This is a genomic window from Nostoc sp. (assembly GCF_036919615.1).
Classification (GTDB): domain Bacteria; phylum Cyanobacteriota; class Cyanobacteriia; order Cyanobacteriales; family Nostocaceae; genus Nostoc.
The window spans coordinates 1-13590 of record NZ_JBALCN010000104.1 but is presented as its reverse complement, the minus strand read 5'-3'; the positions used below and the strand labels follow the sequence as shown (position 1 = coordinate 13590).

General features: G+C 41.9%; 15 protein-coding genes and 2 pseudogenes. 6 read left to right on the top strand and 11 right to left on the bottom strand.

Annotated elements, in window-relative coordinates:
- Positions 1 to 187: 187 nt before the first annotated feature.
- Positions 188 to 1384, bottom strand: coding sequence for an acyl-CoA dehydrogenase family protein (locus V7K48_RS32925; RefSeq protein WP_335079250.1), 1197 nt, complete (start codon positions 1382 to 1384; stop codon positions 188 to 190).
- Between the two features lie 17 nt (positions 1385 to 1401).
- Positions 1402 to 1629 (bottom strand): hypothetical protein, encoded by a 228-nt coding sequence (locus V7K48_RS32920; RefSeq protein WP_335079248.1) that lies wholly within the window; start codon positions 1627 to 1629, stop codon positions 1402 to 1404.
- Positions 1630 to 1820: 191 nt separating this feature from the next.
- On the opposite strand from V7K48_RS32920, the gene V7K48_RS32915 reads away from it, so the two are divergent.
- The gene (locus V7K48_RS32915; protein ID WP_335079246.1) at positions 1821 to 1955 is read left to right on the top strand and encodes a hypothetical protein; all 135 of its coding nucleotides are present in this window, start codon (positions 1821 to 1823) and stop codon (positions 1953 to 1955) included.
- A 148-nt stretch (positions 1956 to 2103) separates the two neighbouring features.
- On the opposite strand, the gene V7K48_RS32910 is transcribed toward V7K48_RS32915, so the two are convergent.
- From V7K48_RS32910 to V7K48_RS32895, 4 genes and pseudogenes are all read right to left on the bottom strand, one after another.
- Positions 2104 to 4149 (bottom strand): RNA-binding domain-containing protein, encoded by a 2046-nt coding sequence (locus V7K48_RS32910; protein WP_335079244.1) that lies wholly within the window; start codon positions 4147 to 4149, stop codon positions 2104 to 2106.
- Between the two features lie 133 nt (positions 4150 to 4282).
- Entirely contained in the window at positions 4283 to 4477 is a 195-nt protein-coding gene (locus V7K48_RS32905) for a hypothetical protein (RefSeq protein WP_335079242.1), read from the bottom strand.
- A gap of 103 nt (positions 4478 to 4580) precedes the next feature.
- Positions 4581 to 4846, bottom strand: a pseudogene (locus V7K48_RS32900) (helix-turn-helix domain-containing protein).
- Positions 4847 to 4878: 32 nt separating this feature from the next.
- On the bottom strand, positions 4879 to 5079 hold the full coding sequence (locus tag V7K48_RS32895; RefSeq protein WP_335079240.1) for a hypothetical protein: 201 nt from the start codon (positions 5077 to 5079) through the stop codon (positions 4879 to 4881).
- Between V7K48_RS32895 and V7K48_RS32890 the strand changes: the two genes are divergently transcribed.
- The gene (locus tag V7K48_RS32890; RefSeq protein WP_335079238.1) at positions 5066 to 5800 is read left to right on the top strand and encodes a helix-turn-helix domain-containing protein; all 735 of its coding nucleotides are present in this window, start codon (positions 5066 to 5068) and stop codon (positions 5798 to 5800) included. The genes V7K48_RS32895 and V7K48_RS32890 overlap by 14 nt on opposite strands.
- Here V7K48_RS32890 and V7K48_RS35335 read toward each other — a convergent pair.
- Positions 5794 to 5922 (bottom strand): annotated as a pseudogene (locus V7K48_RS35335) (IS4 family transposase); the annotation flags it as partial. The gene V7K48_RS32890 and the pseudogene V7K48_RS35335 sit on opposite strands and share 7 nt — an antisense overlap.
- Positions 5923 to 6189: 267 nt before the next feature.
- On the opposite strand from V7K48_RS35335, the gene V7K48_RS32880 reads away from it, so the two are divergent.
- Genes V7K48_RS32880 through V7K48_RS32870 form a run of 3 tightly spaced genes read left to right on the top strand, consistent with a single transcriptional unit; the run spans position 6190 to position 8487 of the window.
- Positions 6190 to 6948, top strand: a complete 759-nt coding sequence (locus V7K48_RS32880) for an ATP-binding cassette domain-containing protein (protein ID WP_334864412.1) — start codon at positions 6190 to 6192, stop codon at positions 6946 to 6948.
- On the top strand, positions 6945 to 7577 hold the full coding sequence (locus tag V7K48_RS32875) for an ABC transporter permease (RefSeq protein WP_298904275.1): 633 nt from the start codon (positions 6945 to 6947) through the stop codon (positions 7575 to 7577). Before V7K48_RS32880 ends, V7K48_RS32875 begins: the two co-directional genes overlap by 4 nt.
- Before the next feature lie 7 nt (positions 7578 to 7584).
- The gene (locus tag V7K48_RS32870) at positions 7585 to 8487 is read left to right on the top strand and encodes a glycine betaine ABC transporter substrate-binding protein (protein WP_335079235.1); all 903 of its coding nucleotides are present in this window, start codon (positions 7585 to 7587) and stop codon (positions 8485 to 8487) included.
- Between the two features lie 73 nt (positions 8488 to 8560).
- Here the strand turns inward: V7K48_RS32870 and V7K48_RS32865 are convergent, their stop codons facing one another.
- Entirely contained in the window at positions 8561 to 9190 is a 630-nt protein-coding gene (locus V7K48_RS32865; RefSeq protein ID WP_335079233.1) for a Uma2 family endonuclease, read from the bottom strand.
- 88 nt (positions 9191 to 9278) lie between these two features.
- Entirely contained in the window at positions 9279 to 10019 is a 741-nt protein-coding gene (locus V7K48_RS32860) for a phytochelatin synthase family protein (protein ID WP_442949511.1), read from the bottom strand.
- A gap of 105 nt (positions 10020 to 10124) precedes the next feature.
- On the opposite strand from V7K48_RS32860, the gene ggt reads away from it, so the two are divergent.
- The gene (gene ggt, locus V7K48_RS32855; protein ID WP_335079229.1) at positions 10125 to 11936 is read left to right on the top strand and encodes a gamma-glutamyltransferase; all 1812 of its coding nucleotides are present in this window, start codon (positions 10125 to 10127) and stop codon (positions 11934 to 11936) included.
- 55 nt (positions 11937 to 11991) lie between these two features.
- On the opposite strand, the gene V7K48_RS32850 is transcribed toward ggt, so the two are convergent.
- Positions 11992 to 12255, bottom strand: a complete 264-nt coding sequence (locus tag V7K48_RS32850) for a hypothetical protein (RefSeq protein ID WP_335079227.1) — start codon at positions 12253 to 12255, stop codon at positions 11992 to 11994.
- A 984-nt stretch (positions 12256 to 13239) separates the two neighbouring features.
- Positions 13240 to 13590, bottom strand: a 351-nt coding sequence (locus V7K48_RS32845; RefSeq protein WP_335079225.1) for a hypothetical protein, incomplete at its 5' end; no start/stop codon positions are given.

Here is a 13590-nt window from a genome sequence, read left to right as displayed (position 1 = left end):
CAAGAGGTAGCTGACACCTTTGCGAAAGCTGGTGTCCTCCCAGCTAAGGTTAGTGTGAAACCTCTATGGGACAATACTTTTAATCATGCGATCGTTAAGTGCAGCATTTGACAAAGTACTAAGTATCGAGGCTTAGGCATTGGGCATTGCTAAAACTCTTACTCAATCCCCAATCCTCGATCCCCAATCACTTGACTTTCAGCACCGACTTCCCTAATGATTGGCAAATAACATCATTTTGCGGTGTATGGATACGGCTGCACAGAACGTCACGGTAGTGACGCTCTAAAGGATTCCTTTTTAATAGACCAGGATTACCAGTCAGTTCTAAGGCAATCTCTACAGCCCGAATCGAGTTAGTTGTAGTAAGGTATTTAACAGCTTGTGCCTGTAATCCTACGTTAGGCTGATACTCGTCCTTGTCAATATCTTCAGCCAAGCTATAAATCAATCTATTGTTAGCAAACAGCAGTGCTTCTATCTCACCCACAGCAGTTTGGAAGCGTGGCAGAGTTGCCAGTGGCTCTTTGAGATTAGAAGGCGATCGCTCCCACAGATATTTAGCAAGCCAGTCTCGCGCACTAGTAGCAACACCGAGATATAAGGCAGTCAATGTCAAACTGCCCCAAGTCGAAATTAGCGGATCAAAGGATGGTGCAGCAGATATGGGACTGATATTTAAGGCATACTCTGAGGGAATTAATACATTCTCCAAAATCAGATCGTGGCTGCCTGTAGCTCTCATCCCTAAGTGATCCCAGGTTTCGACAATTTGCAAACCGGGCAGATCGCGTGGAACCAGAAAACTTCCAACTTGTGGTTCATCCTCAGTTGTCCGGGCCCAAACAACAAAGTAGCTGAGAATGGGACTGCCCGTGGTGTATTGCTTGTGGCCTGTTAAACGCCAACCCTCCGTTGTCCGTTCGGCAATTGTGGCAGGCAATCCACCTCTAGCTGGCGTCCCTAACTCAGGTTCGACACGGGCCGCATTGAGCAAAGCAACGCCTTCAATCGATTCACGACACAGCCGCTTATATACTTCTGGATGCCAGCGACGGCTACGGGCTGCATGGGCATGTTGGAGATAGTGCATTGTCAGTACTAACGCAGTTGAAGCATCGCCACGCGCTATCCCTTCAATGACTCGGCAGATAGTTGGTAGCCCTAAACCCTGACCACCTAATTCCCGGGGAATGGTGAGGCTAAGTAATCCTGCCTCATGCAAAGCTGTAAAATTCTCGAAGGGAAAGGAACCATCTTTGTCGTGTGCCCCTGCACGGGTGGCAAAGTCCTTGGCCAGAGCCTCAACCCGGTCGAAAATATTGGGGATTTCTAAGCTCTTGGCTACAAAGGTGTTTGGCACTGCTTGCTCCAACTGTGACATAAATACTCCTTCAAAACTCACTTTACTACTACTAAATTTAGAAATATTTTGCAATAAAAAGGGATTGAGGACTGGGAAAGAATTTTTTTAATTTCTAATTTTTCATCTCTTTGAATGCATCTAAATTTTTCCCCTGCCTTTGAAGGATATAACTTTGCAGCCGAGGGTAAACTCAAATCTTCTGAAGATGGGCGAACTCCATCTTCAGAAGATTTGATGTTCTTGCAAACTTGAGATGCTTCCATCGGAGTTAAGCGATCGCAACTATTTGTAGCCTAAATTATGCTTTATTTTCTTCCTCAGTTTCTCACCTCAAACTTAGGTCTTCTGGTGAACCTTCAGTATACTACTTAAAGTCGCTCGGATTTTAGTAATTAGTAAGTTTTGTAAGTATGACATAAACACCTTTCAGAGAGTAAGCCATGCGATCGCATCTGTGGTAGAAGTAGATACAGACAGGCTAGTAAAAATACCAGAAAAAAGCGTGAAATTAACCAAGCCTCCAGGAGAATTTTTCTGGTTGTCGAAAATGCGCGATCGCCAGTTTATTCCTAATGTTGATGTTGTGTGAGTGCGATCGCCACAATTTATGTTTACTTTCCAAATGTCTAAAGTGTGGGGCTAAGTTTAAAATCCCTGCTCTTTGGGAAAATGGGTGTTGTCATAGGTATCGAACATCGTTTGCAGAGATTACTAAGTATCAAAAAAGCCCTTAAATCCTAAAAATCATTACTGCTTGACTTTTTGGTGCGATATCCCTGATTGGGGTGAGTAGGTTTCTCAGGGTATCGTAATTCCAGTTGACCTTTCTTTTGCATCTTGCTCAAGTAGCCAAGGCGTAATGTGTTATGTGAACGATTTAATAACTCTTGAAGTTGTTTATGGTTCAAAAACCTTCCTTGGCAAAGCTTGAGAATTGTTGCTTCCAAGATATCTGTTGATACCTTGCCCTTATTTCTGACAGTTGCTGCGATCGCCATTAGTGATTCCCAATCATCGGAGCTTAACCCCAAATCATTGGAGCTTAACTCCAAATCATTGGAGCTTAACCCCAAATCATCGGAGCTTAACCCCAAATCATCGGAGCTTGACCCCAAATCATCGGAGCTTAACCCCAAATCATCGGAGCTTAACCCCAAATCATCGGAGCTTGACCTCAAATCATCGGAGGTGGTTTCATCCGCTATTAGTTCTGAGAAAAAATCATCCGGACTGGTTTGTTCTACTAACCTATAGCTTTGAGCAACCAAATCAACTTCCGCGTCTGGTGCTTCTCCCAGAAAAAAGTAAAATGTGCCACGAGTAGCACCAGCAGAGCCTAGTAAACCATCTTTTACTAGCGCACATAAAGCCTTTGTTAAATCATGGGGATGAGTTGTTGTCATCGACTTGAGTCGAGTATGGGTAACCTTGCCCTCAATTGCTACTGTTGCTAAAGCAAGTTGCTGGTCATGAGATAACTCTCTAAATGAAGAGCCAAAACGCTCATCAAGCTCTTTGAGAGTTTCTTCTGGTAACACGTTTACCATAAGCATTCTCAAGATTGTTTGATCGGGTTCAACTTTGTCCAACAAATCAGGTGATCGCCAATGTTCTCGTTTCCAATTCCAATAAATTTTGGGAATACCTGAACCTGCTTGGTCACTAAAACCAATAAGCTGAAACATTTTCTGCAATTTACGATTACGGCAATCACTTGTACCACCTCGTAATGCATCTTCAAGAGGCAGTCGCATGACTCCAGGGTTGCGAAATAAGAACATATCGGGGAGTTTAATAATCTGTATTGGCACTCGCCCTGTATAGTCTGCATGGATTAGTGTGTTTATTAACGCTTCACGTAAGGCTTCATGTACTGGTGTATCGTCTACTCGTTTTGCACCTTTGAGTTTGAAGGGAACTTTGAGGTCTGAAAAAAGCTTTTGGATTACCCGGCGATAAAAATCATAAAGGTTGCCTGACCACGTTCCGTCTGTAGTGACACGATCTACCCAGCGAGCCTCTGTTCTTGGCTCTGGACGCTCTTGATAGTCCACTACATAGTGAGGCACTCCCTCAAGGATTGACGGGAGTTTACCAAACATCAACAAACCTGCTACAGTCAATCCTTCTTTGCTTGTTTGGCGATCGCGTAGCCAACCCCCAATGGATTGTAAAAATTCCTTATCATCTTGATCGAGCCAAGGATGATCGGGTTTAGTAGCTTTAAATTGATTTCGGTATGCTTTAAGCGTATTCGGGTCAATATCATCAAAACCGTAGTTTTCGAGTAACCGAGCATCCCGCACTTCCTCCACTTGTTCTGCCAGCATCCGTTTAACAGTTTCTTCATCACAAAGGTAATCTCCCTCGTAGTTCCTTCGATAACTACCTGTTAAAGGATTTTGCCCTACATACACTGGACGCTGCGATCGCTTGGCTCGCGGAACGGCAATGCGAATTACTTGCTTATCTTGTACTGCGATTACTTCGACCATTTTATCAGTCAGCAAATTAATACTGATTCGCTGGCGATTATTAAGCCCATCCCAAAGGGTTTTGAGGACGTGATCTGGAACGGCAATACCTGTGAGACTAAATTTCCCTTTAGGTTTTTCTTCAATACCTAAAAAAATAACACCACCGTAGGTGTTAGCCATTGCGGAATAAGACTCAAAGAAACTTTTAGGTAGTTCACCTTGTCCATCCCTACCTGATGCCCGTTTGGCCTCAACGTCACAGCCCTCTGCTAGTTCTTCGATGTCCAGTATCGATAGGCTTGCCATCGTAAATCCTCAAACTGCCAAAATATACCCACACCAATTCTGGAAGAATCTGTTAATCAATATTAACAGTGGCGATCGCTACTAAGAGGCATTTCGGCAATTGAGGAAGGTATTAAGTTTTGCAAGTAGTATTTTATGCAGTTTGGTCTTGCTGTTCCAGCACCACATTGAAAATCAATGTAAAACTCACGTTGGGGATGAGTCGGCATAAAACTTGTAGATGAGCTTCTGCATCACTGCACCGACGAAAACGAGCTACAACTTGGTTTTGCATATTAGTTTGAAGCCGCATAATACACCAAGGATTGAGCTTTTCAAGATAAGTCATCGAATTCTTCTCGTAAAATCTGTAATTTCCAAGACAAAAGCCAGCCTACTGTGACGGTGGCTGGCAAGAAATATCAGAATGATATTGAAATTAGATTCAATTCCTACTCACTCTTGTCTGGAAAACACATCTTCTGCAAAAGTTCTTTGGGGATATCCTCAAAGTGTTCGAGCAAAAAGTTCATCAGCGCCAAGTGGCGTAAATCGGTAGGCATTGGGCAGCGGTAGTTTTTGCCTCTAGCAAACCAGCGCCGAACGGTGGAAAGGGAACCAGAGGAAATCTGAGCAATTTCTTCGTGTTCACCTGCCACTTGGAGTAAAACTGCTTGGGAGTCATTCCCAATTGACAGTAACTGTAAAGTTGAATCAAATCTTGCTCTCACTGCTTGAGTAGATGAGGATTCATAAGTTTGTTTCCTCGCTGATTGGTTCTAAATCCTCTTCCCAAGCAATATCGGTAGATGTCCAAGCAGCACTGAGGCTATCTTTGCTCAACCAAATCAGGTAACACCATGTCCAGCAGCAGCGATCGCAAGCATTGCTATAAAATCGACTGATGACAATACCCCAGTCAGTATCGCTTTTAGTAGTGAGCCAACGCAAGCGATCGCCATATAAAAAATTGAGAAATCAGAATCGCATCTGGGGTTGTATCCAGGCGCTATCAAAGTCAGCTTCAGAAGCTTTGTTGAAAATGGAGGTGATTCAAAGTCTTTTAGAAAATAGCGATCGCACTACATATACTCAAAAGCTCAAGGAAGCGGCAGAAAAGCTTGGTAAGTTAGTATGTACAGGACGACGGCTAGTAGAGAAATGGGAACAGGAGGGTTTGGCTGGACTGGCGCAAAATCAACGGTTGGATAAAAGGAAGCATCGAGTTGATGAAAACTGGCAAGAGTTTATTTTGAATACCTATAAGCAGGGTAATAAGGGAAGTAAAAGGATGACTCGCCAACAGGTATTTATCAAAGCTAAGGCCAGAGCTGATCAACTGGGAGTTAAACCTTCTTTCCACATGACAGTTTACCGAATTTTGCAACCATTCATAGATAAAATTGAGCAAGCTAAAAGTATTCACAGTCCGGGTTGGCGTGGTTCGCGCTTATCAGTTAAAACCCGTGATGGAAAAGATTTACAGATAGAACATAGTAACCAAGTTTGGCAATGCAACCACAGCCTTGTTGATGTTTTATTAGTAGCTCAGCATGGCAAAATTCTTAGTCGTTCTTGGTTAACAACAGTTATTGATAGTTATTCGCGCTGCATTATGGGAATTAACTTGGGCTACGATGCACCAAGTTCTCAGGTTGTAGCTTTGGCGTGATCCAGAGCAGAGGATAGCCAGCACTTGAAGAACAGACGATTGTTCAATACTGGATGATTGTTTTTTGGCAGTCTTTTCAGAATATCTTTGACAATTTTTGGGAATGAGTTTATGATTACAATCAAACTAATATATTTTAATCCTTCGCCCAAAATATGATATTTTTGGGCTATTTTTATCAGACTTTTATTAACATTCAACATTTCTGAGTTATTATCAACTGTTATATTTATTGCTTTCTTCTGCCCGTACTTTCTGATCTTCCCCTACTGTAAAGCCTTAAGGCAATTCTTGGCAGTATTTACAAAATCGGAATAGGGCAAAGAAGGCGTTAGCATAATAGCAAAATCAGCAAAGAATGTGATACATGCCTATACTAAAAGTCTCCCATGCCGCAAAATAACCAAACTGCTGTCGAATTCCGCGATGTCACCTTTAGTCGCAATCATCGTCCATTGGTGTCAAATCTCAATTTCACCATTCACCAAGGAGAAGCACTCGTATTACTTGGACGCAGTGGAAGTGGCAAAACTACGACAATGAAGTTAATTAATCGCCTATTCACACCCACACAAGGCGAAGTTTTATTTGATAGTATTCCGACAACTGAATGGGATGAAATTAAACTGCGGCGAAAAATTGGTTACGTAATTCAAGAAATTGGTTTATTTCCCCATTTCACTGTAGAACGCAATGTAGGTTTAGTCCCGGCTTTGGAAGGTTGGCAACCGAAACAAATTAAAACGCGAGTTTATGAATTGTTGCAATTAGTAGGCTTAGAACCAGCACAATTCGCAGGGCGTTACCCACACGAACTTTCGGGAGGACAAAGGCAAAGAGTCGGTGTAGCTAGGGCTTTAGCAGCAGATCCGCCAGTGTTGTTGATGGATGAACCCTTTGGCGCACTTGATCCAATTACACGGCTAGAACTTCAACAAGAGTTTCGGCGTTTGCAGCAAGAGTTAGGCAAAACAGTTGTGTTTGTCACCCACGATATTCAAGAAGCCTTGGTTTTGGCATCGAGAATTGGTTTAATGTATGGGGGAGAATTGGTAGTATTGGGGACAACAGATGAATTTATGCGATCGCAACACCCAGAAAGCCTAGCTTTTCTCCAATGTCTGCGTTCCTTCCAAGACAATTTATGAAAAATTTCTTCCTCGTTAAGTATGCCCCAGAAATTCTTCAGCATACTCTAGAACACTTATTTTTGGTAGGAATCGCGATTGGAATTGCCATACTTGTAGGCATTCCATTAGGTATTTTGATTACACGCAAAACCTATCTCCGCCAACCAATTCTCGGCATAGCGAATATTCTCCAAACTATTCCTAGTTTGGCACTGTTTGGCTTACTGATTCCGGTTCCCATAATTGGCGGAATTGGCGCAGTACCAGCAATTGTTGCCCTGATTGTATATTCTCTGCTGCCGATAATTCGTAACACCTACACAGGGATAACTAGCGTCGATCCAGCTATTCGGGAAGCTGGGAGAGGGATGGGGATGACAGATAGACAATTGTTATTGCAAGTTGAAATTCCCTTAGCTATGGGAGTGATTTTAGCAGGAGTGAGAGTAGCAACAGTAATTGCTATTGGGATTGCAACTATTGCAGCAGCAATTGGTGCTGGTGGTTTAGGAGTGTTTATTTTTCGCGGCATATCAGTAGTAAATGATCAGTTAATTTTAGCTGGTGCAGTTCCAGCGGCGGGAATTGCATTACTGGCTGACTTTGCAATTGGCTGGTTAGAGAATAAATTAAAAATTAAAAATTAAGCTAATAATGAAAAGATTTTTTGCATTCTGTTTTTTTACTTGTGCTTTGTTACTGGTAGTCACTAGCTGCACGCCGAATTTAAATAGTAGCAGCAATGGTAATATTATCGTTGCTTCCAAAGATTTTACTGAACAAGATATTTTAGGAGAACTTTTAGCACAGCAAATTGAGGCAACAACTAATTTAAAAGTGGATCGTCGTTTCCGTTTGGGTGGTTCTTTTGTTTGTCATAGCGCTATTACTGCTGGCAAAATTGACGCATATATTGAGTATACAGGTACAGCTTTTACTGGGATTTTGAAGCAAAAAGCAGTTAAGGATACCAAAGAAGTTTATGAAAGATTAAAGCAAGCTTATGCCCAACAATTCAATCTGGAAGTAATGCCAAGCTTGGGTTTTGAAAATACTTTTGCGATGATTGTCCGGGGTGATGATGCCAAACGCTACAACATTCAAACTCTCTCCCAAGCTACTCAATATACACCTCAGTGGCGTGGTGGTTTCGGTTACGAGTTTTTGGAACGGGAAGATGGTTTTCCAGGATTAGCTAAAACTTACGATTTGCGTTTTGCTAAACCACCCCAAATCATGGACTTGGGTTTAATATATCGAGCTTTGATTCAAAAACAGGTGGATATGGTAGCAGGTAGTTCCACTGACGGACAGATTTCTCGCTTGGGCTTAGTTGTACTAACGGATGATAAAAAATATTTTCCTCCTTACGAAGCTACACCAATTGTCCGACAAGAAACTTTAAAAAAATATCCCGAATTAAGAACAGCGATCGCCTCACTTGCCGGAAAGATTTCGGCAGATGAAATGCGACAATTAAACTATTTAGTTGAGGGTGAACTGCAAGATATTAAAGATGTTGTGCGCGAGTTTCGTAAATCCAAGGGACTAGGTTGATTTCAAGGATAGATAAGATGCGTAGGCGTATCCCGTCGTAAACATCGCCTGTACCAGTTTCCTTATTGCCTGTCTACTGTTGTCCACGCAAAAAGTTCCTTAACCATTTAATCGCTTCACTTGTTGTTTGCTCGTTTGCAATTTGGAGACATTGCTGCACTATTTCTCTAACGTTAGAAAAGTAGTTGCTTTCTGTAAGCACATAAGTTTCTAAAAGTAATCTATAAATTAATAACCGATTACTTTTTAATATCCAGACCTCTGGGACTCGATAAGGCAAGTAATCATTAATGTCGGTGTAGCTTATAACATCTATTTCAATTGCTAAATCTGGTGGTGGATCTGACTGCCAATCAATTCTTTTTTTGCCTACTACTGCTCTCCAATTTTCAATGTAAAAGCAATAGTCTGGTTCAATACCACTAATCTCTGGCAAGCTCATGGTAATGGGCGTAAATGAGTCATATCTTTGCTCTAAATGATCCAGCAAAACCTTAGCAATATCTGCTAACAAGCTCACATCTCTTCCATGCTCTGGTAGGGGTGCCATCAGCAAAATCTCCCCAGTCCGATATTTTATCCGAGGCGAAGAGCGATCGCCTAATTGCTGACTTAATACTTGATAGTCTTGCCAGTTTCCCAACAGTTTCAACACTGCGCCAGGTGGTAACTGGATTCTTTGTGGTGTAATTACGGTATCCATATTGACATTTTAGATATTGCCGATCGCATTGTTTACATGGAGGATAGGCGATTACTGGATTACTGAATTCAATGAACAGATTGTTATCTCAAGGGCTTTTGCTTACAAATACAAAGCCACGACTTTTTTTTGATGAGGGATCATTTGTAAGCATTGCTTTCCATAAATCTGTTGTTTTTACCCAAACTGGTGGATACTTGTAACGAGAAACATCAAGAATTAAAAATCTATCTGTTTGCTCATTATATGCTGCTAAAGGAGAAATATGCCCACCTTTCTCTTGACCAATTTTTTTGCGTAGATAGTTTACTAAAACGAAATTTTGCGGTTGTTTTAAATTTTCTGCCGCTTGTTTGCGGAACTCCTCTAAACTAGTGTCAGCAGCATGGTAAACATTAACTTTAACACCGTAGCTGGCTAGTAATTTCCCTAACTGGTCTAGAGTCATACCTTGATGAGACACAGTTTCAGGTGTTAACACTTTTTTTGTATTATCATTATTAAAAAAGTTTTCTTGAGTAAATACTCGATATGGCTTGTACTGGGGTACTTCTGGTGCTGGAATTTGTAGACTATTCAGGATCATAACCATACTAGCAACACCACAATATGCTTGATTATTTTGAGTGGTGAATTGCATACTCAGTGGAAAGAAGTCTTCTTTTGATTTACTCTGAAATAATAAATTTTCACCTTCAGGCGTATTAAAACCTACTAAGTTAGAGGAAAGCGGTAATGTCTGAGAGAGAACGCTTCCGCTAGAGATACATAATCCAATAGTTAAAGCTTTGAAAAATGTCTTACTTGTTTTGATTAACATAGCATTCATCAGGACTGTACATTTCTTAAATCATATTAATAATCTCACAACAAGATGCTAAACAAGTATAATATTTTAGGAAAAAATTGTATCGCCTCAAAAACTAAACTAAAAATGCTTACTGTTGTCAAACCCAAGCGAGTTGCGCTAGCAATCTTTTCCGTCAGCGTCTTACTTTACAGCCAAGTCGCATCAGCCGCCTTGACTTTACCCCTACGCAGCAAAAAGGGAATGGTGGTTTCAGCCCATCCCCTAGCAAGTGAGGCAGGAATTTCTATGTTACGCAAAGGTGGTAATGCAGTGGATGCAGCCGTAGCCACAACCTTTGCAATTTCTGTAGTTGAGCCTTTTTCAGCCGGAATCGGCGGCGGCGGATTTTTGTTGATGCATTCTGAAAAAACAGGTGATATCAAAGCCCTAGATTTTCGCGAACGCGCACCCCTGAAAGCTACAAGAAATATGTATCTTGACGCAGAAGGAAAGGTGCGTCCGAATGCAAGTATTAATGGTTATTTAGCAGTAGGGACACCAGGAACGGTGGCGGGACTTTATGAAGTGCATCGTCGCTATGGTAAGCTACCTTGGCAAGAGGTAATGAAACCTGCGATCGCACTCGCTGCATATGGTTTTATTCTTCGTACTGGGGAAACTTGGCATTCTCTACAAACCAACGACCCTCGCAAGCAAACAATTCTCAACAATCCAGCGGCGCGGGAAATTTTCACTCGCAACGGCGAATTTTACAAATCTGGTGACAAGCTGGTGCAAAGTGATTTGGCCCGCACCTTAACAGCAATTGCCGAAAATCCCCAAAGTTTTTATACCGGAAGTATTGCTCGGGCGATCGCTTCTGATATGGTAAAAAATGGTGGTTTAATTACTCTAGAAGACCTGAAAGCCTATAAACCAATCTGGCGCACTCCCGTTTGTGGGAATTTTCGTAAAGCTAAAATTTGCTCAATGCCACCACCATCATCGGGAGGCGTTCATCTATTGCAGATTTTAAATATTATCGGTGACACTGATTTAAAATCTTTGGGATGGCATCATCCCGATGCTATACATTTAATGGTAGAAGCAATGAAGATTGCTTACGCCGATCGCTCAGAATATTTAGGCGATCCTGATTTTGTCAAAGTTCCTGTACAAGAACTGCTCAGTCCAGCTTACGCCAAAAAACGCCGTCAAGAAATTAATATGCAAGTGGCTCGACCCTCGACCGAGGTCAAGCCAGTAGATAAAGAAACACTACAACGTTTTAGTCAAGCTAATAATCAGAGTTTAGAAGAAAATATCATTCCGTTATCTGCTCAATCTCTTAAACTGCACGCGACTCGGTATGAATCTCCTGAAACTACTCATCTTACTGTTGTGGATGAAGAACGCAACGCCGTAAGTCTGACTTTCACGGTTAACCTGATTTTTGGTGCTGGTGTGGTGACACCGGGAACTGGAATTGTCCTCAACAATGAGATGGATGATTTTGCTGCTGCGCCAGGAGTGCCTAATGCCTTTGGTTTGGTTGGTAACGATGCCAACAGCATTGCCCCCTGCAAAACTCCTCTATCCAGCATGACTCCGACAATTGTCACAGAAAGCGGTCATTTCCGCATGGCAGCAGGTGCGCCTGGTGGTAGCACGATCATCACCCAGGTTTTACAAGTGATCCTGAATGTGCTGGAATACAACATGGATGTTGGTGCGGCTGTTTCTGTTCCACGCATACATCATCAATGGCTTCCCGATGAATTGCGCGTTGAATCCTGGGGTTTGGATGCTCTGACTGTGCAAGACTTACGCCGTCGGGGGCATAAAATTAAGGAAACTGCTCCTTGGGGTAATGGTAACGCGATCGCGGTTACAGCCGATGGAACTTTAGAAGGGGCGGCTGATCCTCGCGGTGAAGGTTCCCCAAAAGGATTGTGAGACAAGGAGAATAATAACTCCTAATTCCTGTACAGACGCGATTAATCGCGTCTGTCTATTGATTTTGAATTGTTGACTCTGCGTAGCTGCTGCCACCAAACTCGTTTGCCCGTGCGCTAGGTACTAGTGTCCAACCTGCTTTGAGAAGTTTTTGATAAGTTGCCCAACCTTTAGAACCACCTGGTATTTGATAATCTGGGACTGCAAAATGTCCAAAAGCTGTGTAGGGACGCCAAGGCTGATTGGGTTCTGCCTGCAAATACAAAATTTTCTCTCCATCGCCACCAGACTTAGATAACCAGCACATTTGTCGATGCATTGCAAACTCCTTTGCTTTTAGCTAATAACTAATGCATAATGGCAGACTTTTGTCAAGCCATACCTCAGCTTTGTTGGGTATTTTTTTACCTAATACTTGAGACAAAGTGTAATTAAGTTTTATCCACTACGGGATAATTACTTAACAAGTCATCCCTTGAGAAAGCTGCTAGTAAGACACAAAGAGCAACAGTTTTCCCTCACCTTCCCTCTAGGGGAGATTTTTCTCATGTTATCCGCACTTTTTATGATTGGGTGTAACAATAACTACCATTTTGGCTGAAGTTTGCAATCAGACTATTTGTTTTTCTGGTTGCATAAGTGCAGATTTTAGAAATTACTTATGAAATTACATTGATAAAACACTATGAGCAAACAAGATAAAATCTAACAGCAATGCTTGTTGTTTGAATCGTCTGTTTGATGACCAGACACAATCCCGTATTTATTTAGAAGCACAAGCAGTTCTGACAATTCTCAGTCAATGTCAATCAGAGATTTAGAAACTTATCAATAGCAATGCTTTAATCACTGAATTAAACCAAACATCTGATTTAGAAAGACTACAAAACGTCAGAAAACTCTCTTCATTGCTAAAATCAAAGTTATTAATAGCGCCTTCATTGAATACCGTACTGTTGAACTCCAAAAATTAGGATTCCATTTGAATTATCCCCCCAGCTAATAGCTCTCTGCCCCCTTGCCTCTTTTTCAATTCTCTGGGAGTTGCTGATACTATTCAGTTTATTCAATATTTCAGTCCTGGTAAACGAGATTACACCAAAGAACGTCATCAATCAGGGTAAGCGCATCTAATTTTGTAGTAAAGAATACAGATTATTTTGCACAATTGTAAGTTGTTAGAGACGATTTAAGTATTAAAGAGGTTAAGTAAGCTGTTACGCAGCTTCATTGTATAATACTAGATTAAGTAATTAATCTAGTAAGCTGCTACGCAGCTTATAACTTCGTTAATGGCTTTGCTTCATCCATACCAATAGGCATCTTGTACAGAACCGTTTGCCCCAACCCACCAGACTTCCATGCTGCCTGGAATGCGGGATACAGCTGTGATACTACCATTAGTTGAAGCTCTGCCTGCTGGCGCTAACTCAAATCGCTGCCAGTTTGCCCCTTCGTACCAATAGGCATCTTGTACAGAACCGTTTGCCCCAACCCACCAGACTTCCATGCTGCCTGGAATGCGGGATACAGCGGTGATACTACCATTAGTTGAAGCGCTGCCTGCTGGCGCTAACTCAAATCGCTGCCAGTTTGCCCCTTCGTACCAATAGGCATCTTGTACAGAACCGTTTGCCCCAACCCACCAGACTTC

What these genes read in the sequence shown, in the direction of transcription:
- V7K48_RS32925 (WP_335079250.1), bottom strand. Translation starts at nt 1,384, where the DNA reads ATGTCACAGTTGGAGCAAGCAGTGCCAAACACCTTTGTAGCCAAGAGC.
- ggt (WP_335079229.1), top strand. Translation starts at nt 10,125, where the DNA reads ATGCTTACTGTTGTCAAACCCAAGCGAGTTGCGCTAGCAATCTTTTCC.
- V7K48_RS32865 (WP_335079233.1), bottom strand. Translation starts at nt 9,190, where the DNA reads ATGGATACCGTAATTACACCACAAAGAATCCAGTTACCACCTGGCGCA.
- V7K48_RS32920 (WP_335079248.1), bottom strand. Translation starts at nt 1,629, where the DNA reads ATGGAAGCATCTCAAGTTTGCAAGAACATCAAATCTTCTGAAGATGGA.
- V7K48_RS32910 (WP_335079244.1), bottom strand. Translation starts at nt 4,149, where the DNA reads ATGGCAAGCCTATCGATACTGGACATCGAAGAACTAGCAGAGGGCTGT.
- V7K48_RS32905 (WP_335079242.1), bottom strand. Translation starts at nt 4,477, where the DNA reads ATGACTTATCTTGAAAAGCTCAATCCTTGGTGTATTATGCGGCTTCAA.
- V7K48_RS32880 (WP_334864412.1), top strand. Translation starts at nt 6,190, where the DNA reads ATGCCGCAAAATAACCAAACTGCTGTCGAATTCCGCGATGTCACCTTT.
- V7K48_RS32860 (WP_442949511.1), bottom strand. Translation starts at nt 10,019, where the DNA reads ATGAATGCTATGTTAATCAAAACAAGTAAGACATTTTTCAAAGCTTTA.
- V7K48_RS32850 (WP_335079227.1), bottom strand. Translation starts at nt 12,255, where the DNA reads ATGCATCGACAAATGTGCTGGTTATCTAAGTCTGGTGGCGATGGAGAG.
- V7K48_RS32870 (WP_335079235.1), top strand. Translation starts at nt 7,585, where the DNA reads ATGAAAAGATTTTTTGCATTCTGTTTTTTTACTTGTGCTTTGTTACTG.
- V7K48_RS32875 (WP_298904275.1), top strand. Translation starts at nt 6,945, where the DNA reads ATGAAAAATTTCTTCCTCGTTAAGTATGCCCCAGAAATTCTTCAGCAT.